Origin of the sequence: Novosphingobium guangzhouense (genome assembly GCF_002896965.1) — a bacterium.
Classification (GTDB): domain Bacteria; phylum Pseudomonadota; class Alphaproteobacteria; order Sphingomonadales; family Sphingomonadaceae; genus Novosphingobium; species Novosphingobium guangzhouense.
Genome location: NZ_LYMM01000027.1, coordinates 1 through 19,158, shown reverse-complemented (window position 1 = coordinate 19,158; position 19,158 = coordinate 1). Strand labels below are relative to the sequence as shown.

Annotated in this window: 14 protein-coding genes; 9 read left to right on the top strand and 5 right to left on the bottom strand. The window is 66.1% G+C overall.

All coding sequences use genetic code 11. The features are described from left to right. Positions 1–23: 23 nt before the first annotated feature. Positions 24–1,544, top strand: a complete 1,521-nt coding sequence (locus A8V01_RS08280; protein WP_245892386.1) for a hypothetical protein — start codon at positions 24–26, stop codon at positions 1,542–1,544. Here A8V01_RS08280 and A8V01_RS08275 read toward each other — a convergent pair. Then, positions 1,507–2,187 (bottom strand): SDR family NAD(P)-dependent oxidoreductase, encoded by a 681-nt coding sequence (locus A8V01_RS08275; protein WP_103095455.1) that lies wholly within the window; start codon positions 2,185–2,187, stop codon positions 1,507–1,509. The two genes, A8V01_RS08280 and A8V01_RS08275, sit on opposite strands and share 38 nt — an antisense overlap. Positions 2,188–2,348: 161 nt before the next feature. Next, entirely contained in the window at positions 2,349–2,828 is a 480-nt protein-coding gene (locus tag A8V01_RS08270) for a peroxiredoxin (protein ID WP_103095454.1), read from the bottom strand. A gap of 201 nt (positions 2,829–3,029) precedes the next feature. Between A8V01_RS08270 and ahcY the strand changes: the two genes are divergently transcribed. From ahcY to trxA, 8 genes are all read left to right on the top strand, one after another. Then, entirely contained in the window at positions 3,030–4,445 is a 1,416-nt protein-coding gene (gene ahcY / locus A8V01_RS08265; RefSeq protein ID WP_103095453.1) for an adenosylhomocysteinase, read from the top strand. A 159-nt stretch (positions 4,446–4,604) separates the two neighbouring features. Continuing rightward, positions 4,605–6,956 (top strand): PAS domain-containing sensor histidine kinase, encoded by a 2,352-nt coding sequence (locus tag A8V01_RS08260; RefSeq protein ID WP_103095452.1) that lies wholly within the window; start codon positions 4,605–4,607, stop codon positions 6,954–6,956. Further along, positions 6,953–7,399, top strand: coding sequence for a tRNA (adenosine(37)-N6)-threonylcarbamoyltransferase complex ATPase subunit type 1 TsaE (gene tsaE / locus A8V01_RS08255; RefSeq protein WP_103095451.1), 447 nt, complete (start codon positions 6,953–6,955; stop codon positions 7,397–7,399). Before A8V01_RS08260 ends, tsaE begins: the two co-directional genes overlap by 4 nt. Next, on the top strand, positions 7,396–8,394 hold the full coding sequence (locus A8V01_RS08250) for an aminoglycoside phosphotransferase family protein (protein ID WP_103095450.1): 999 nt from the start codon (positions 7,396–7,398) through the stop codon (positions 8,392–8,394). Before tsaE ends, A8V01_RS08250 begins: the two co-directional genes overlap by 4 nt. Beyond that, on the top strand, positions 8,391–9,116 hold the full coding sequence (locus A8V01_RS08245) for a nucleotidyltransferase family protein (RefSeq protein WP_103095449.1): 726 nt from the start codon (positions 8,391–8,393) through the stop codon (positions 9,114–9,116). The genes A8V01_RS08250 and A8V01_RS08245 overlap by 4 nt, the downstream gene beginning before the upstream one ends. After that, positions 9,109–12,084 (top strand): PD-(D/E)XK nuclease family protein, encoded by a 2,976-nt coding sequence (locus A8V01_RS08240; protein WP_103095448.1) that lies wholly within the window; start codon positions 9,109–9,111, stop codon positions 12,082–12,084. The genes A8V01_RS08245 and A8V01_RS08240 overlap by 8 nt, the downstream gene beginning before the upstream one ends. Beyond that, positions 12,081–15,605 (top strand): double-strand break repair helicase AddA, encoded by a 3,525-nt coding sequence (gene addA, locus A8V01_RS08235; protein ID WP_103095447.1) that lies wholly within the window; start codon positions 12,081–12,083, stop codon positions 15,603–15,605. The genes A8V01_RS08240 and addA overlap by 4 nt, the downstream gene beginning before the upstream one ends. A gap of 78 nt (positions 15,606–15,683) precedes the next feature. After that, on the top strand, positions 15,684–16,004 hold the full coding sequence (gene trxA / locus A8V01_RS08230) for a thioredoxin (protein ID WP_069707606.1): 321 nt from the start codon (positions 15,684–15,686) through the stop codon (positions 16,002–16,004). 77 nt (positions 16,005–16,081) lie between these two features. Here trxA and A8V01_RS08225 read toward each other — a convergent pair whose 3' ends face one another. Genes A8V01_RS08225 through argJ form a run of 3 tightly spaced genes read right to left on the bottom strand, consistent with a single transcriptional unit; the run spans position 16,082 to position 18,740 of the window. Further along, the gene (locus A8V01_RS08225; RefSeq protein WP_103095446.1) at positions 16,082–16,891 is read right to left on the bottom strand and encodes an inositol monophosphatase family protein; all 810 of its coding nucleotides are present in this window, start codon (positions 16,889–16,891) and stop codon (positions 16,082–16,084) included. Beyond that, positions 16,888–17,511 (bottom strand): glutathione S-transferase family protein, encoded by a 624-nt coding sequence (locus A8V01_RS08220; RefSeq protein WP_103095445.1) that lies wholly within the window; start codon positions 17,509–17,511, stop codon positions 16,888–16,890. Before A8V01_RS08220 ends, A8V01_RS08225 begins: the two co-directional genes overlap by 4 nt. 2 nt (positions 17,512–17,513) lie before the next feature. Continuing rightward, a complete protein-coding gene (gene argJ, locus A8V01_RS08215) occupies positions 17,514–18,740 on the bottom strand; it encodes a bifunctional glutamate N-acetyltransferase/amino-acid acetyltransferase ArgJ (RefSeq protein WP_103095444.1) in 1,227 nt (408 codons plus the stop codon). Positions 18,741–19,158 lie beyond the last annotated feature (418 nt).

Genomic DNA, 19,158 nt, shown 5'->3' with positions numbered 1-19,158 from the left:
TCCTCTTGAATGGTGCCGCGCCTGTGGCCAAAGCCGCTGCCATCCGGCGGGGGCAGGCCGGGGCGGACAGGCAGATGATCGAGCAGTCAGACGGGGCATTTCAGGCAAGACCGGCGCGCGCGCGCCTGCTGATGGCGTTGGTGCCGGCGGGAATGCTGCTGACCCTGCTGCTGCGGGCGGTCTGGGACGTCGATATCTTCTGGCAACTCAAGCTGGGCGAACTGATCGTCGATCGCGGCGGGCCGGTGCCTACCGAACCATTCGCCGCGCTTCACGCCGGGGAACCGTTGCCCGCCGTGGCATGGGCGGGGCAGGCGGTGATGGCCTCGGTGCGGCGGATTGGCGGCTGGGATCTGCTGCGCCTTTTCGACGCCTTGTGCTGGCTTGGCGGGTTCTGGTCCGTCGCCGCCGCGTGCCGCTGGAAGGGCGCGAGCCTGCAAGCGGTCACGATCGCACTGGCACTGGTCTTCGTCGCGGCGCTGCCGACTGCCAGCGTGCGTCCGCAAAGCTTCGCCTGCCTGTGCTTCGGGCTGCTGCTGGCGCTACAGCGGCTGGACTTGCGGCCGCTGCCGATGGTGGCGCTGGGCCTGCCGGTGCTGGTCGCCTGGCAGAACCTGCATCCCTCGGTAAGCGTCGCGGTGGCCGCGCTGAACCTCGCTGCCGGGGCCGGGTGGTATCGCCGGATGAGGGGCCGCGCATCGTCCGGCCCGTGGGGGCTCAGCGCGCTTGGCCTGCTGGCGGTGGCGGCGATGTTCGCCACCCCCGATGGGGCCTCGATACTCGCGACATCGGCCGCCAATGCTCAGGCAAGCATCGCCATCGGCGCAAGCGAGTGGTTCCCGATCTGGATACCGGCCAATCATGCGAACGGGTTGCCGGTGCTGGCGATAACGCTGCTGACGCTTTGGCTGATCGTGCGCCGGGGCGGGCGCGTCGATCTGGGTGAAGCGGCCGTTGCCTTGGGCCTCACCATCATGACGCTGATGGCCTATCGCTTCGTGCTGTTCTGGGCCGTGGCGATGGTGCCGGTGATTGCCCGCGCTGCGGGATCGGAGGGCGTAAGGCCGGGCCGAAGCGAATGGCTGGCGGTGCTCGCTCCGCTGGTGCTCGTTGCGGTGGCCGCCCCGCTGCTGGCGCCCACCCGCTTCGCGCCGACCCTGCCGATCGCGGCAGTGGAGCATTTGCGCAAGACGGGCGTGCGCGGAACGATCTATGGCGATTTCCCGTTCGGCGGCGTCATCATCGACACCGGCTACCCCGACTGGAAGGTCGCCTATGACGGCCGCTATTACCGCTACGCGCGTCAGGAATGGCAGTATAACGGCGGGATCGAGAACGGCATCGTCCCGCTGGTGGATGTCGTGCGCAAATGGAACCCGGCTGCCTTTGTGCTTGACGAGGATCACAACGCCCCGCTGGCAGAAGCCCTGTCCCGCAGCCGTGCATGGCAACGGATCTATGCGGGCGAGGGGGGAGGGCGGCGTATCGTTGTCTACGTGCCGCGTATCATCCGCCGTGCGTCACCGGGATCAGCGCTCCGCTGATCGCCCGCGCCTGCGGCGATGCAAGGAATACGATCACGTCCGCGATAGCTGACGGCTGCACCCATGTGGAGAAATCCGCATCGGGCATGTCGGCGCGATTCGTTGGCGTATCGATAGTGCTGGGCAGGATGGCGTTGACGGTGACGGCGGTGCTGGAAAGTTCTTCCGCCAGCGCTTCTGTCAGCCGGTGGACGCCTGACTTCGACGCGGTGTAGGCGCCCATGCCCGCCGCAGCTTTTCCTGCCGCACCTGCGCCGATGTTGACCACGCGGCCAGCGGTGGATGCCTTGAGCGCGGGCAGGGCCAGCTTGGTGATCGTTGCCCCGGTCAAGAGGTTCATTGCCTGCATCCTGACCCACGCATCGATCGAGCCGTCCTCCAGCGTTTCCCACGTGAAGCCGCCCGCGACGTTGACCAGCACATCGACCCCGCCATGCGCTGCGGCGACCTTGTCCAGCGCGGTTTGCGTTGATGCCGCGTCGGTCAGGTCAACCCCGCCGATATCGAGTGCGCCCGGCAGCGGTTCATGCGCGGTGGGGGCGAAGTCCACCCGGGCGACCTTGTCCCCCGCCGCCGCGAATGCCTGCGCCACCGCTTGTCCCAGAACTCCGAAACCACCGGTGACGATAACCGAGCGCGCCATGATCTAACCCCTGACTTGAACCGTTCGCGCAAGTGCTACCCGCGCATTGCGCCCCCGCCAAGCCGTGCGGCTACTCCAACGCCCTGCCGATACGCAGCAGGCGGACAAGAAAATGGCGCCCCTCCATCGGAAGGGCGCCTTTTTTCAGCGATGCCTCAGGCTCAGAGCTGGCCGAGCATGTGCTCTGCCGAGCTGACTTCGAACGAGCCGGGCGCTTCGACGTTCAACTGTTCGACGACGCCGTCGTTGATGACCATCGAGTAGCGCTGGCTGCGCGTGCCCATGCCGAAGCCGGAACCGTCCATGGTCAGATCCACGGCCTTGGCGAAGTCTGCGTTGCCGTCTGCCAGCAGGGTCACGTCCGAAGCCTCGGCGGCCTTGCCCCATGCGCCCATCACGAAGGCGTCGTTGACCGAAGTGCACACGATTTCGTCGACGCCCTTGGCCTTGAATTCCGCCGCCTTGTCGACGAATCCGGGCAGGTGCTTGGCCGAGCAGGTCGGCGTGAAGGCACCGGGAACGGCGAAGAACGCGATTTTCTTGCCCGCGAAATATTCGCCCGACTGCACGGGCTCGGGGCCGCTTTCGCCAACCTTGATGAGCTTAACGTCGGGCAGCTTTTCGCCAACTGCGATGGTCATGAATCTCGTCCTTTCAAAGGCGTGGATTGAGTTGCGCCCGAGATATAGGGCCGTGACGGGCGGCGGCAATGGCGGTGCGGCGGATCAGCATATAAAGATATCTTTATATTTGCCTCCGTCGTGCCGAGCGGGTAGGGAGGCGCGATTGTCGGTGTCCTGTACGCTTCGGGCGCCGACCCTTCACGACCAGGAGTTTCCCCCGTGGCCACCACCACTGCCCCCGATTACGCGATCGCCGATATCTCGCTTGCCGACTACGGCCGCACCGAAATCGCCATCGCTGAAACCGAAATGCCCGGCCTGATGGCACTGCGCGAGGAATTCGGCGCGTCGCAGCCGCTCAAGGGCGCGCGCATCACCGGGTCGCTGCACATGACCATCCAGACCGCCGTGCTGATCGAGACGCTGGTTGCCCTTGGCGCGGACGTGCGCTGGGCCACCTGCAACATCTTCTCGACGCAGGACCACGCCGCCGCAGCCATCGCCGCGCAGGGCATCCCGGTCTACGCGATCAAGGGCGAATCGCTGTCGGACTACTGGGATTACGTCGGCAAGATCTTCGACTGGGGCACTGAAGAGAACCCGGACCAGACCTGCAATATGATCCTCGACGATGGCGGTGACGCCACCATGTTCGCGCTTTGGGGCGCGCGCGTCGAAGCGGGCGAGACGCTGTTCGAACCCAGCAACGCTGAAGAGATCGAATTCGTTCGCGCGCTGAACGCCTTCCTCAAGGCCAAGCCGGGCTTCCTTTCGCGCACCGTCAACGCGATCAAGGGCGTTTCGGAAGAGACCACCACCGGCGTTCACCGCCTCTATCATCTCGCCAAGGACGGCAAGCTGCCGTTCCCGGCGATCAACGTGAACGATTCGGTCACCAAGTCGAAGTTCGACAACCTGTATGGCTGCAAGGAATCGCTGGTTGACGCGATCCGCCGCGCCACCGACGTGATGCTGGCCGGCAAGGTCGCCTGTGTCGCCGGCTTCGGCGATGTCGGCAAGGGTTCGGCCGCTTCGCTTCGCAACGGCGGCGCGCGCGTGATGGTGACCGAAATCGACCCTATCTGCGCGCTTCAGGCCGCCATGGAAGGCTATGAAGTCGTCACCATGGAAGACGCCGTGACCCGCTGCGACATCTTTGTCACCGCGACCGGCAACGATTCCGTCATCACCGGCGAGCATATGGCCGCGATGAAGGACAAGGCGATCGTCTGCAACATCGGCCACTTCGACAGCGAGATCCAGATCGCGGCGCTCGACAACTACGACTGGAAGGAAGTGAAGCCGGGCACCGACCTTGTCACTTTCCCGGACGGCAAGCAGATCATCGTTCTTGCCAAGGGCCGCCTGGTGAACCTGGGCTGCGCCACCGGCCACCCCAGCTTCGTGATGTCGTCGAGCTTCACCAACCAGACGCTCGCGCAGATCGAACTGTTCACCAAGAACGACGAGTACGAAAACCGCGTCTACGTGCTGCCCAAGCACCTCGACGAGAAGGTGGCCGCGCTGCACCTCGAAAAGCTGGGCGTGAAGCTCACCAAGCTGTCGAAGAAGCAGGCTGATTACATCGGCGTGCCGGAAGCTGGTCCGTTCAAGCCGGATCACTACCGCTACTGATCGGTCATGAACCGAAAGAAGAGGGCGCTTCCGCGAGGAGGCGCCCTTTTTCGTTCCGGCTGAAGGGTGCGGGCAGGCGGTGGGCCCACCGCGTGTATCTACCGGTTTCGCGCCATCCCCCATTGTCAGCGGCATCTGCGCGCAGCATAGCCTGTCGCGATGGAATTCTCGCGTTTCCTGCCTCTTCTGATCGGCCTGCTGCTGGGCGCATGGACGATCGCCGCTGCCTGGGCGGTACTGTCTGCCCGCTTGCGCCAGAGCCGCGCCGAAGCGCAACTGCGCTCCGCCCGCCGCCTTGGCCGAATGGTCGAGGAATCGCCCGCGCTGCCGCTGCTGGTGCGTACCGACGGCCGCATCGAGGCAAGCCCGCGCCTTGCGCAGTGGCTGGGGCTGGACGAAGTACCGCAGTTCCTCTCCGAACTGGATGGAAATGATCGCGGCCTGCCCGCCGAGAAACTTGCCGAATTGACCGAGGCGGTGCGCCGTTGCCAGAAGACGGCCGCGCCTTTTCGCATGGCGGTGACGCCGCATGGCTCCAGCCGCAGCCTTGCGCTGCGCGGGCATCTGGCGGACCCGCAGGTTTCTCCCGGCGGGGCGGCGCTGGTCTGGGTGTTCGATTTTTCCGACAGCGAGACCGAACTTGTCCGCCTGCGTGATGAAGCGGCGCGCGCGCGGGGGGATTTCCACGCGCTCGTCTCGTTGATCGAAGCGGCGCCGATGCCGATGTGGTTCCGCAGGCCCGACGGCGAACTGCAACTTGTCAACCACGCCTACGTGGCGGCGGTGGGCGCCCGAAGCGCGGACGATGTGGTCGCCAAGGGCACCGAACTGATCGAATCTGCGGACGGCCTCACGCCGGGGCAGGTGGCGCGCAAGGCGGCGGAGAAGGGCACCCCGATAGAGCGTATCGTTTCCACCACCATCGACGGCCAGCGCCGCGCCCTGCGCGTCAGCGACCTGCCGCTGGGGGATGACGGTGTTGCTGGCTACGCCGTCGATATCGAGGATCTGGAGGAGATGTCGCGCTCCTTCCGCGCCTTCCGGGAAGCGCAGCGGGCCCTGCTCGATCAGCTATCGGCGGGTGTCGCGCAGTTCGATGCCAAACGTCGTCTCTCCTTCGCCAACCAGCCGTTCCAGCGCCTGTTCAAGCTTGACGGTCGGGTGCTTGTCGATCCCCCGGCGTTTGAGCGTCTTCTTGACGCCGCGCGCGATTCGGGCCGCGTACCGGAGGCGCGGGACTTTCCCGCATGGCGGCGCGAAAAGGCGGGCTGGTTCGCGGCAGGCTCCACGCAGGAGGAAAGCTGGACGCTGGCGGACGGCACGCATCTGCGCATCGTTGCCCAGCCGGTCCCCGATGGCGGGCTGCTGCTGATCATCGAGGATCGGACGGAGCAGCTGCGCCTCTCCGCCGTTCGCGATACGCTGCTGCGGACGCGCACGGCCACGTTCGACAGCCTGTTCGAATCGGTGGCGGTCTTCGCGCCTGATGGCCGCATGCAGATATGGAACCGCCGCTTTGCCGCCGATTGGGGGCTGGAGAGCGAATTCTTAGATACGCATCCGCACGTCGAAGCGCTGCTGAAGAAGATCGCGTCACGCCTCAAGCGCCCGGTCGAGGCGGAAACGGTGGGGAACGTGGTGCGCGCAGCCACGCTTGACCGCACGCAGACCGGCGGGCGGATTACCCTCGCGGATGGCCGCGTGCTCGAATACGCGGGCGTGCCGCTGCCCGATGGGAACGGCCTGCTGGCGGTGCTCGACATTACCGATTCGATGAAGGCTGAACAGGCGCTGCGCGAAAGCAACGCCGCGCTGATCGAGGCTGATGGGATCAAGACCCGCTTCCTTGCCAACATGAGCAAGGAACTGCGCACGCCGCTGACTTCGATCGGCGGCTTCGCGGAAATGCTGGGCATGGGCCTTGGCGGCGATCTGAGCGAACCGGGGCGGGATTATGTCGGTTCGATCATAGAGGCGTCGCAGCAGCTGGGCGACCATATCGATAGCTTGCTTGACCTCTCGCAGAGTGAAGCGGGCCTGCTACCGCTCAAGTTCGAGGAAATCGATCCGATGCCTTTCGTGCGCTCCGTGGTCGAGGAACGGGCCGGGCGATTGCAGAAGGCGGGGTTGACGCTGGATCTGCAGGCCAAGGGCCTGCTGCGCCCCCTCGTCGCCGACCGGCGGCGGCTTGCGCGGGCGGTCGGGCATATCGTGGACAACGCGATCGCAGCGTCTTCACGCGGGGGGCGCGTGCTTGTCCAGCTGTCGCGCCGGAAGGCTGGGGACGGGGATGCGATCCAGATACTTGTGCAGGACAAGGGAGCCGGGATGGACAGCCGCACGCTCGCCCGCGCGCTGGACGGGATGAAGGTCAGCGCTGACGGCAAGGTGGAAAGCCGCGACGGGCTTGGCCTGCCGCTGGCCCGCCAGCTGGTGGAGGCGCACGGCGGCAGCCTGAGGCTCGAATCGGAACCCGGCAAGGGCACCAGCGCCGTGATCGAACTGCCATGAGGGTGGACCTTCCCGATCTTGTCGCGATGGACGCATGGGGTCGCAAGCTGGCCGATGCGCTGCTGCCGGGCGATGTCGTTGCGCTGACCGGCGGTCTTGGCGCGGGCAAGACCACGCTGGCGCGCGCGATAATCGCCGGGCTTGGCCATGAGGGCGAGGTGCCCTCGCCCAGTTTCGCGATCATAGAGCCTTACGATCCGCCCGCCGTGCGCCTGCCGCTGGTTCACGCAGACTTCTATCGCCTCAACCATCCTGACGAGGCGCAGGAGATCGGCCTTGACGATTACCGCGAAGGCGCGGCCCTCATCGCCGAGTGGCCGGATCACGCGGGCGGCTTCACGCATGAGCCGGGTTGCCTCTCCATCACGCTGGAAGTTGTTCAGGACGGCAGGATCGCCATTGTCGAGGGTGGGGCGGATTGGCTAGGGCGTATACCTGTATGACGCTCAGCTCCGTTGATCTGCCCGAAGGCCTCGATGCCTTTCTTGCCGCCGCCGGTTGGGGAGGCGCGGCTGTCGAACCTTTGCCGGGCGACGCCTCGTTCCGCCGCTATTTCCGTGTGCGCAGTATAGACGGCGCTACCGCGATGCTGATGGACGCGCCGCCCCCGCAGGAGGATATTGGCCCATTCCTTCGCGCTGCGCACTGGCTGGATGACAACGGCATGCGGCCGCCGCGCATCCTTGCCGAGAAGCCGGATCGCGGTCTGATCCTGATGGAAGACTTCGGGGATGCGCGGATGCGCGATTACCTCGACCAGTGGCCGGCCGACGAAACCGCTGTCTATTCCGCCGCGATCGATGCGCTGGTGAAGCTGCACCAGCTGCCGGCGGGGCCTTTCCGCGACTATTCGCTGGCGGAATATATCCGCGAAGTGAAGCTGTTCATCGACTGGTACTGCACTGCGCAGGGTCTTTATGTCGATGCGGCCGGTTTCACGGCCGCGTGGGAGCAGGCGCTTTCGCCGGTTCTGCCGCGCCAGCGGCCCGGCGTCACCGTTTTGCGGGATTACCACGCAGAAAACATCATGCTGCTTGGCAGCCTGGAAAAGCAGGGGCTGCTGGACTTTCAGGACGCCCTTGTCGGCCATCCTGCCTATGACCTCGTTTCGCTGCTGCAGGACGCGCGCCGCGAAGTCTCGCCCGAACTTGAGGCGCAGATGTTCGACCGTTACGTGCACAAGGCCGGGACGGACGTGGAAACCTTCCTTGCGGACTATGCGCGGCTGGGGGCGCAGCGCAACGTCAAGATCATCGGCATCTTCGTGCGGCTGTGGCGGCGCGATGGCAAGCCGCGCTACCTTGACCTGATCCCGCGTGTGTGGGCCATGCTGGAGCGCGATCTGGCGCACCCGGCGCTGGCCCCGGTGGCGGGCTGGTTCGACGCCAATATTCCCGCCGCGCTGCGCGATGCCAACGGGGGCACTTTCGAAAAATGACGATAAAGCCGCTCGCCAGCGATACGGCGATGGTTCTTGCTGCAGGGCTGGGCAAGCGCATGCGCCCGCTTACCGCCACGCAGCCCAAGCCTCTGGTGCGCGTTGCCGGCAAGTCGCTGATCGATCATGCGCTCGACAAGCTTGGCAATGCAGGGGTCACCCACGCCGTAGTCAACGCGCATTACATGGCCGATGCGCTGGAAGGCCACCTCAAGGTGCGCAAGATTGCGCCCGCCGTGACGATGTCGGACGAGCGCGAGATGCTGCTCGAAACCGGCGGCGGCATGGTCAACGCAGCTTCCCTGCTGCCCGATCCGTTCTTCTGTCTCAACAGCGACAACATCTGGCTCGATGGTCCCAATGACGTGTTCACCGAACTGTCGCAGGTGTGGGACGCGGAACGCATGGATGCGCTGCTACTGATGGTGCCGCATACCCGCGCGCTCAATTATCGGGGGGAGGGTGATTTCCACCTTGACCCTGAGGGCCGTGTTTCGCGCCGCCGTCCGGGCCGTGTCGCGCCGTTCATTTATACCGGCATCCAGCTCGTTTCGAAGCGTCTGCTGCGCGATGCGCCGGAGGGGCCGTTTTCCACCAACCTGCTGTGGTCGCGCGCGATCGAGGAAGGGCGGCTCTACGGTGTGTCGCATCAGGGGCTGTGGTTCGAAGTGGGTGAACCGTCGGCGATCCGGCCGACCGAGGAATGGCTGACCCGTGCCTGAGCGCACCGGTCCAAAGGTCTATTCCATTGCTGCCCATCGCGGTTTTGCCGACGCTCTCGTCGCGGGGCTGATCCCGCGCTACGCGAAAGACGAGATCGCGCTGGCACGCCTGACGCTGCTGCTGCCAAGCCGCCGCACGGTGCGCACGGTGACCGAGGCTTTCGTGCGCCACTCCGGCTCAGGCATGTTGCTGCCGCGCATGGCGGTGGTGGGCGATCTCGATCTGGACGAGACTCTGGGGCCGTTGCTCGATCCGCTGGGAGCGGCGGACATTCCGCCTGCCGCTGACGGCACGCGCCGCTGGCTGCGTCTTGCCCATTACCTGCGTGAAGTGGAGGGCGATGCTGCAGGCACCGGTGCGGCATTGCTGCGTCGCGCTTTTGAGATCGGTCGCACGATGGATCGCCTTCTTGCGGAGGAGATCGCTCCGATTGATCTCATGTCCGAACGGGTGATCGGCATCGTCGGCGATCTGGCCAGTCACTGGAGCGACAATACCCGCAGCTTCCTGATGGTACAGCAGCACTGGATCGCCGAACTTGCCGGGCGCGGCGAAATCGATGCGCCAGACCGTCGCAATCGCCTGTTCGATCACGCTGCCGCGCGCTGGAAGGCCGCGCCGCCGCCGTACCCTGTCGTGGCTGCGGGCGTCACCGGCGCGTCCCCGGCGCTTGCGCGCCTGCTGCGGGTCGTCAGCGAAATGCCGCAGGGCCTTGTGGTGCTGCCCGACCTCGACCTTTCCCTGGCGGACGAAGTTTGGGGCGAACTCGGCACCGCAGGTGCACCCGCGCAGCCGGATGAACCTCCGTTTGGCCGCGGCGATGCGGTGACCCATCCGCAATATCACCTCAAACTGCTGCTCAACCGCATGGGGCTGGCGCGCAGCGAAGTGCAGCCTTGGCACCGTTCGGGCCTGGCCGCTGCCCCGCCGGAACGAAGCCGTGCGATCTCCAGCCTGTTCCTGCCGCCGCGCGCGTCTGCGGCATGGGTCGATCTGCCTGCCGAACAGCGCCGCCTGAACGGTGTGCGCCTGATGGAAAGCACCCATCCCGGAGAAGAAGCACAGGCCATCGCAGTGCTCATCCGCGAGGCGCTTGAAACGCCCGAGCGGCGCGTCGCGTTGATCTCTCCGGACCGGGGGCTGGCCGCGCGTGTCGTCAGCCATCTGGAGCGCTGGGGGATCGAGGCGGACGATACCGCAGGTCGCCCGTTGCCGCAGACTGCGGCGGGGCGCCTGTTGCTGCTGCTGGCAGAAGTCGTTGCCGAACAGGCCGCGCCGGTGCCGCTCATCGCGCTTTTGGTTCATCCGCTGACGGGCGCGGGACCGGGCCGACCGCGCTGGCTGGAGAATGCGCGCAAGCTGGACCTTGCACTGCGCGGCCCGCGTCCGGGTGCGGGCCTTGCGCCTCTGACCGCAAAGGCTGAGGACGCGAAGCTGGCCGAATGGTGGGCCGGGATCGAGGCGATCCTGTCGCCGCTGTTCGCTCTGGGCGAGGCGGAACCGTTCGAGCGCCTGCTTGGGCTGCTGGCCGATGCAGCAGAGGCCCTGTGCGGCGAAGCCCTGTGGGGCGGGGCTGACGGTCGCGCGCTCAGTGCGCTGGTGGAGGATTTGCGCGGGGCGGCGGGATCGGCGGGAACGCTGCTGGACCCGCGCGAACTGGCCGCGGTGCTGCGCGATGCGATGGACCGGGTTTCGGTGCGCCCTCCATGGGGCGGGCATCCGCGCGTATCGGTTTACGGCCTGCTCGAAGCCCGCATGAGCCGTGCCGATCTTGTCATCTGCGGCGGTCTGGTGGAGGGCGTGTGGCCGGGCAGCGCCGCGCAGGACGCGCTGCTGCCGCCTGCCGTGCTGCGCGCGCTGGGAGTGCCGGGTGCGGATTTCCGCATCGGTCTTTCCGCGCACGACCTTGCCGCAGCGCTGGGCGCGCCCGAAGTGGTGCTCAGCTGGGCGCAGCGTGACGAAGGCGGGCCGGTGATCCCTTCGCGCTTCGTGCTGCGCGTGCGCGCGATGCTGGGTGACCAGCTGGAAAGGCACGTGGAAAAGGACGCCGTGCGTCTCGCCCGCCTGCTCGACGACGCCGCGCAAGTCGCAGCGCATCCGCGTCCGCAGCCGATGCCTTCGGCCGAGCAGCGCCGGGTCGATGTTTCCGTCACCGGGCTCGATCGGCTGCGCGGTGACCCGTATCAGTTCTATGCCAGCGCAGTCCTTGGCTTGCGCAGCATCGACGGCCTTGATGCAGAACCAAGCGCAGCATGGAAGGGCGAGGTTGCGCATCTTATCATGCAGCGCTGGCATGAAGCGGGAGAGCCGGAGGGCGGGCTTCATGCGATCGCGCAGGGCGTGCTGACGGAACAGAATGCCCACCCGCTGATGCGCGTGCTGTGGTGGCCGCGCCTCTCCGCCGCGCTGGAGACTTTCGAGGGCATGATCCTCGATGCCAAGAAGGCAGGGCGCAAGGTCGTTGCGGTGGAGAAATGGGGCGACATGCGCCACCGCGACATCCGCATCCACGGCCGCGCCGACCGCATCGACCGGCGCGAGGACGGCAGTCTGGCCGTGGTCGATTACAAGACCGGGCAGCCGCCAACCGGCCGCCGCGTGCAGGAAGGCTTTGCGCTGCAGCTTGGCCTGATCGCTCTGATCGCGAAGGATGGCGGCTTCGAAGGCGTGGAAGGTGTGGCGGATTCGTTCGAATACTGGTCGATGGCCAAGGGCAAAGACGGCGGCATGGGCTACATGTTCGAACCGGTGCTGGAAGGCCGCAAGAAATCCGGCATCCCGCGCGAGGATTTCCTGCCCGAGACGCTGTGTTATCTGGACGATGCGCTGGACCGCTGGATTCTGGGCGACGAACCCTTCACCGCACGGCTCAACCCTGAACTGGGCAGCTATGCTGATTACGATCAGCTGATGCGGCTGGACGAATGGATCACCTCGCTCGGCAACAAGCCGGAAGGTGCGGCATGAGCGGCCCCGCAGCCGTCCATCCCCTGCACGGGAACCAGATGCGCGCGGTCGATCCGCAGGAAACCGTGTGGCTTTCCGCCTCGGCGGGCACGGGCAAGACGCAGGTGCTGTCATCGCGCGTGCTGCGGTTGTTGCTGCAGCCCAACGTTGATCCCTCGCAGATCCTGTGCCTGACCTTCACAAAAGCCGGCGCAACGGAAATGGCCGCGCGTATCAACGGTACGCTGGCCGAATGGGTGCGGCTGGACGAGTTCGGCTTGCGTGCCCGCCTTGCCGCTATCGGCGCGCAGGCTACCGATGAAAACCTGGCACGGGCGCGCACGCTGTTTGCTTCCGTGCTGGACAGTCCGGGCGGCGGGCTGCGGATCGATACCATCCACGCGTTCTCGCAGTGGTTGCTGGCGACTTTCCCGCTGGAGGCAGACCTCATCCCCGGCAGCCGCCCGATGGAGGACAGGGAGCGCGATCTGCTGGCGCGGCAGGTGCTGGCAGATCTGCTGGTCGACGCGCAGAACGCGCCGGTCGGTGATCCGGCCCTGCTGCGGGCGGTGGAGCAGCTTTCGCTTCGGCATGGCCCCGATGCCGTCATGGCGTTCCTGCTGCGCTGCGCCTCCGCGCGCGAGGCTTGGTTCGGGCCGGGCGGCTGGCAGGCAGCGGACATGCGCGGCAACGTGCTGCGCCTGCTGGGACTGCCCAGCGACGCCGATGCCGACTGGCTGGCAGCGCGGTGCGAGGATGCGGCGTTCGACGTGCGCTCTCTGCGGCACTGCATGGCGGTCAACAACGAGTGGGGAACCAAGACGGGGCTTGGCGCGGTCGATGCGATCAGCGAGTGGTTGCTGGGTAACGCCAGGCAACGGCTGGAAAGCCTGGATGCGCTGGCGAAAGTCTTCCTGACCGCCAAGGGTGAACCCAAGTCCACGACTTCTCTGGACAAGATCGATCCCGGTTACGCTGATTCTGCCGCGCGGGTGATCGAACGCATTCTGGAAGTGCGGGCGCTGCGGGCTTTGCTGGCACTGGCGGAGCGGCTGGTTCCGGCGCTGCGACTGGGCCGTGCCTTCGCGATGGCCTGGGATGCAGCCAAGCAGCGCGAAGGGCTGATCGACTTTGACGACCAGATCCGCCGCGCGGCCGACCTGCTGGCCAATCAGGCACAGGCGGACTGGATACGGTACAAGCTGGACCGCCGCTTCGATCATATCCTTGTCGATGAGGCGCAGGATACGAATGCCGCGCAGTGGGACATCATCTTCGCCATGGCGGGAGAGTTCTGGGCCGGACTTTCGAAGTATGAGGACAGCCCGCAAGAGAGCCTTATGCGCACGCTGTTCGTGGTGGGCGATTACAAGCAGGCGATCTTCCGTTTTCAGGGCACCAGCCCGGAAAACTTCCGCCGCGCGGCTGACCGGGTGCGCAGGGAGATGGACGCGGCGGCTGACAATGCGCAGATGCTGCGCAGCAACCACTCCGCCCGCGCGCTGCTGGAACTGGGGCTGGACCGGTCTTTCCGTACCGCGCAGACGGTGCTGGACTTCGTGGACCGCGCGATCGCGGGTGTCGGGCATGAGAACTTCGGGCTCGATCAGCCGCCAGAACCCCACGAAGGGCAGGAGCGCCCCGGCTATGTCGCGCTCTGGCATCCCGTCAGCGACAGCACGGACGCCGAGGATGACGAACTGCCGGATGAAGAAGGCGCAACGCCGGACTGGCTCTCGCGCCCCGATCGCCAGATGGCAGAGCGCATCGCGCTGCAGGTGCGCGAATGGCTGGACGAACAGGGGCCGGGCTTCACGCTGGCCAAGGGAACGCCACGCCGGGCACGTGCGGGCGACATCATGGTGCTGGTGCGCCAGCGCAAGGAACTGGCCGGGCTGATCGTGGCACGGCTCCATGCGGCGGGCGTGCCGGTGGCGGGCGTCGATCGCCTTCGACTGGGCGCTCCACTGGCGGTCAAGGATCTCGTCGCTGCGCTGCGATTTGCGGTGCAGCCGCTAGATGACCTCAACCTTGCCGGGCTGCTGGTGTCGCCGCTGATCGGATGGAGCCAGGAGCAGTTGCTGGCCCATGGCTATCGCGACAAGCACACCCGTTTGTGGGAGCATCTGCGCCGATCGCGTGATCCTGAAGTCGCAGCGGTGATGGACCGGCTTGGCGAAGCGCTGCGGCTGGCGGACTATGAACCGCCACAGGATCTGCTGCAGTGGCTGCTGGTCGGCCCGTGGCAGGGACGGCGGCGGCTGGTGGCGCGGTTGGGTTCGGAAGCGAACGACCCGATCGATGAACTGATCAATGCCGCCAAGGCCTATGCGGTCACCGATACGCCGAGCCTTGCCGGGTTTCTTGCATGGTTCGATGCCGGCGACGGCGAACTGAAGCGCGAAGCGGATAACGCGGCGGGTCTGGTGCGGGTCATGACCGTCCACGGATCGAAGGGGCTACAGGCACCGATCGTCATTCTTGCCGATGCGACGAGCAACCCGGACAATGCGCGCGAACGCGGTATCGATCTGCCGGACCCCGCTAATCCGGCGCGCGCGATCCCGCTGCCGCCGCTTTCGAAGGACGAGAAGCAAGGGCGCATCGCCGATCGTATCGACGCCGATAAGCGCGCGGATGAACAGGAGCACTGGCGCCTGCTCTACGTGGCGATGACCCGTGCGGAGGAAGCGCTGTTCGTCGGTGGTGCTCTGACGTCGCGCGACAAGGGGGAGCCCAGCCCCAAAAGCTGGTATGCGCGGCTGCGGGCACTCTTCGCGGCGGATGCGGAAATCGGCGACCCGATCTGGGGCGCGCGGTGCGAACATGGCCAGCCTGCGCCGTCGGTGCCCGCGGCTGCGGTAAAGGGTGGCGCTGCCACAACGCCGATGCTGGATCTTCGCGAGCCGCTTCCGCGCTGGCTGGAACGTGGTCCTCCCGCAGAACCACGCCCGCCGCGCCCGCTGGCGCCCTCATCGCTGGGTGAGGAAGACGCGCCCGACCCGCCTTTCCCGCCCGGCGCCGGGCGCGATGCGGCGCGTCGCGGTACGCTGGTTCACAAGCTGCTGGAACGTCTGCCGGATGTCCCCGCCGCCGCGCGCGAGGATGCGGGCAGAGGGTGGCTGGCACGGCACGCGGCCGACATTCCCCACGATGTTCGCGATGGCTTGCTGGCAAGCGCGCTGGCGGTGCTTGGGAACGCGGACTGGGCGGACCTGTTCGGGCCGGACAGCCTTGCCGAAGTTCCGGTTGCGGCAGTCGTCGGCGGGCAGGTGGTGGCGGGCACGATCGACCGGTTGGTGATCGAACCTGGCCGCGTGCGCCTTGTCGATTACAAGAGCGCGCGCCGCCCGCCTGATGCCGTCCATGCCGTGCCGCGCGGTGTGCTGCGGCAGATGGGTGCCTATGCTGCTGCGCTGGAGGCCACGTTCCCCGGTCGCACGGTGGAGGTGGCGCTGCTCTACACCGCGGTGCCCCGGCTGATCGCGGTTCCGGTCGAGGTTCTGGCCGCCCACAAGCCGGACTTGGAGCCGCGCGAGTAAAGCTTTCACCGCTCCGGCGTTGCTTCGCCGGGTTTCCTCCCTAGATTGTCGCTCAAATCCCAATTCAGGAGTCATTCGATGTCCACCATTGCCGTCACCGATGCCAGCTTCGAGGCCGACGTCCTCAAGTCCGACAAGCCCGTCCTCGTCGATTTCTGGGCGGACTGGTGCGGCCCGTGCAAGATGATCGCTCCCGCCCTTGAAGAAATCGCCGAGGAACTGGGCGAGCAGGTCACCATCGCCAAGATGGACATCATGGCCAACACCGAAACGCCTTCGGCCATCGGCGTGCAGTCGATCCCGCTGCTGGTGCTGTTCAAGGATGGCCAGCCGGTCGCCAAGAAGCTGGGCGCAGCTCCCAAGAGCGCGCTGAAGGGCTGGATCGAAAGCGAACTCTGATCGCTTCGATAGTGGTTTGAAAAAGCCCCCGCCGTGTGAACGGCGGGGGCTTTTTTGTTCGTGATATGCGTGGTCTTTTACGCCAGCTTCGCCACCACTTCGGCAAAGGCATCCCACAGCGCCGGGCTTGACGCACCGATGAGGTCGCGGCGCTCGTATTCGTCTACGCGGTAAGCGCTGCCGTCTGGCCGCGCGGCCTTGCCGCCTGCTTCGTTGAGGAACAGGACGCCCGCTGCGTGATCCCAAGGCAGGGTGCGGTTGAACACCGAGATGTCGTTGGTGCCGTTGACGAGGCGGGGGTACTGCTCTGCCGCGCAGCGCGGGATATCGACCAGCGTGTAGTGCGGGGCGATGTGAGTGAGCACTTTCTCGCGCGCGCCGTCATCCAGGAAGATCGTGGAGATCGCGGCGACCGGCGGCTTCTGCCCGGTGGTGCGCGCGGTAATGCGTTCGCCGTCGATCCATGCACCGCCGCCCAGATCGGTGCGGCAGAAGCGGCCGGTCAGGCAGTCGAGAATCCACCCGCCGATCGTCTCGCCCTTGTCCGCCAGCGCGACGAGGACGCCGAAGGGCGCCTTGCCGTAGGCAAAGTTGTTGGTGCCGTCGAGCGGATCGACGGTCCAGCACAGCCTTTCTTTCAGCCGCTCCATCACCGCAGGGTCGGCAAAGGCGGCTTCCTCGCCCACCACTGCCGCTTCGGGGAGCAGGGCGGACAGGCGATCTGTCAGCAGCGCTTCGGCCTGCTTGTCGGCCACGGTGACGACATCGTCGGGCGCCTTGGCGTCGATCTGGCTGGCGGCAAGCTTCTGGTAATGCGGAAGGATGGCGTGCTCGCTCGCCTCGCGCATGATGGTCTCGACGGCGGCGTGAAGGGCGGGAGTGATCATGTGAGGGGGATCATCACCTGTTCGGCAAAGCCGGGGCGCTTGCGGATGCGTTGGTACCATTCGGCAACAGCGGCAAATTCGGGCTTGTCGAACGGCAGGCTGAACCAGGTGTAGGCGTAGACGCCCATGGGAATGTCGCCGATGCCGAACTGCGCGCCCGAAAGCCAGGGCTTGTCGGCAAGGTAGGCGTCCATCACCGCAAGGTGCCGGGCGCATGATTCAACTCCGCGCGCGATGGCTTCGTGGTCCCACTGGTCCTGCGGCGTGCGCGCGAAGGAGAGGAAGGGCACGCGCTGCGCATCGGCATAGGCGAACTGCCAGTCCATCCAGCGATCGGCCAGCGCCCGGTCGATAGGATCGGCGGGGAACCATGCTCCGCCGCCGTACTCGGCCGCCATATAGCGCAGGATCGCGTTCGATTCCCACAGCACGATCTTGCCGTCTTCGATCGTGGGGATCAGGCGATTGGGGTTCTTGGCAAGATATTCGCCGGTGAAGCCGAACTTTCCGCCGATGTCATGGCGCTGGTACTTGAGGCCGAGTTCTTCGGCGAACCAGGCCACCTTCTTGACATTGTGGGAGTTCAGACGGCCCCAGATCGTGAAGAACGGCGTGTTCAAGCTCAGCTCCTGTAGTCGGCGTTGATCGAGATGTAGCCGTGGGTCAGATCGCAGGTCCACACCGTCGCGGAGCCTTCGCCAAGGCCAAGATCGACCTCGATCGAAATGTCCTGCCCCTTGAGATGCGCGGCCACCGGGGCTTCGTCATAGTCTGCCAGAGGCAGGCCTTCCCTGGCCGCCCAGATGCCGCCGAAGCCGATCGACAGCTTGTCGCGGTCGGCGGGTTCGCCGGCTTTGCCCACGGCCATGACCACGCGGCCCCAGTTGGCGTCTTCTCCGGCGATGGCGGTCTTGATCAGGGGAGAGTTGGCGATGGCCATGCCGACCTTGCGCGCGCTTTCGTCCGACACTGCGCCGCTGACCGACACCGCGATGAACTTCTGCGCGCCTTCGCCATCGCGCACGACGAGGTGGGCGAGCTGGCGGCATACGTCATGGACGGCGGCGGCGAAGGCATGGGCGCCGGGGCTGTCGAATCCGGTAACGGGGGCGTTGCCCGCCTTGCCGGTGGCGAAGGCCAGCACGGTGTCGCTGGTCGAGGTGTCCGAATCGACGGTGATGCACGAGAACGTGCGCAAGTTCGCGGCGGAGAGGGCCGCCTGCAGGAATTCGGGGCTGACGGCGGCGTCGGTGAACAGATAGCCCAGCATCGTCGCCATGTCGGGCGCGATCATGCCCGAGCCCTTGATGATGGCGCTGATCGTCACTTTGGTGTCGCCGATCATCGCGGTGGCCGTGGCGCCCTTGGCGAACGTGTCGGTGGTGGCGATGGTGTTGGCGGCGTCTTCCCAGCTGCAGGGTTCGGCGCTGAGCGCCTTTTCGACCCCTTCGCGCGCCTTGTCCTTGGGCAGCGGCACGCCGATCACGCCGGTGGAGGAGACGAAGACCTGTTCCTTCGGGCAGCCGATGTGGCCGGCGACCTGTTCCATGATCTGTTCCACCGCTTCACGGCCGCGATAGCCGGTGAAGGCATTGGAATTGCCCGCGTTCACCACCAGAGCCCGCGCCCGGCCCAGCTTCACGTTTTCGCGGCCAAGATCGACTTCGGAGGAACAGCACACGTTCTTCGTGAACACGCCCGCGACGGCGGTGCCTTCGTCCAGCGTCACGTAAGTCAGATCGCAGCGGCCCCAGTCCTTGTATCCGGCGCGCACGACATGCGGCACGACGCCCGCGATATCGGGCAGGGCGGGGAAGGGCGAGGCGAGCGGGGAGACGGGGTAGGCCATGGCCGGTTGCCTAGCGCGTGGGTGTTGCAGGTCAAGGGCGCTTCGGCAGGCCCTGTAAAAGGCCGCCGCATGGTGACAGGTTTACACGGTTTACACGGTCCAGGGGGAACAGGTGTCACCTTGCCGGAATTGGGGGGGATCGAGGGGCCGGATGTGTAACCTTGGGCGTGCAAGGTGACACATTCGGCCGCCAATGTGTCACCTTGGGAGGAACAGGTGTCACCTTATGGTGTAACCTTGCGATTTGCAGGACGGTCTGTGTCGGCATGGAGGCGTTGTACTGGAGTGCGCCATGTGTAGGAAAGTGGACTGTCTGCAAACGCCCCAAGCAGGCCCCTCAGAGACAGTTACACGGTTCCTGATTGCGGACCTTCGTGAAGCAACCACTAGCAGGCGTTCAAGTCGCCCGATAACATCA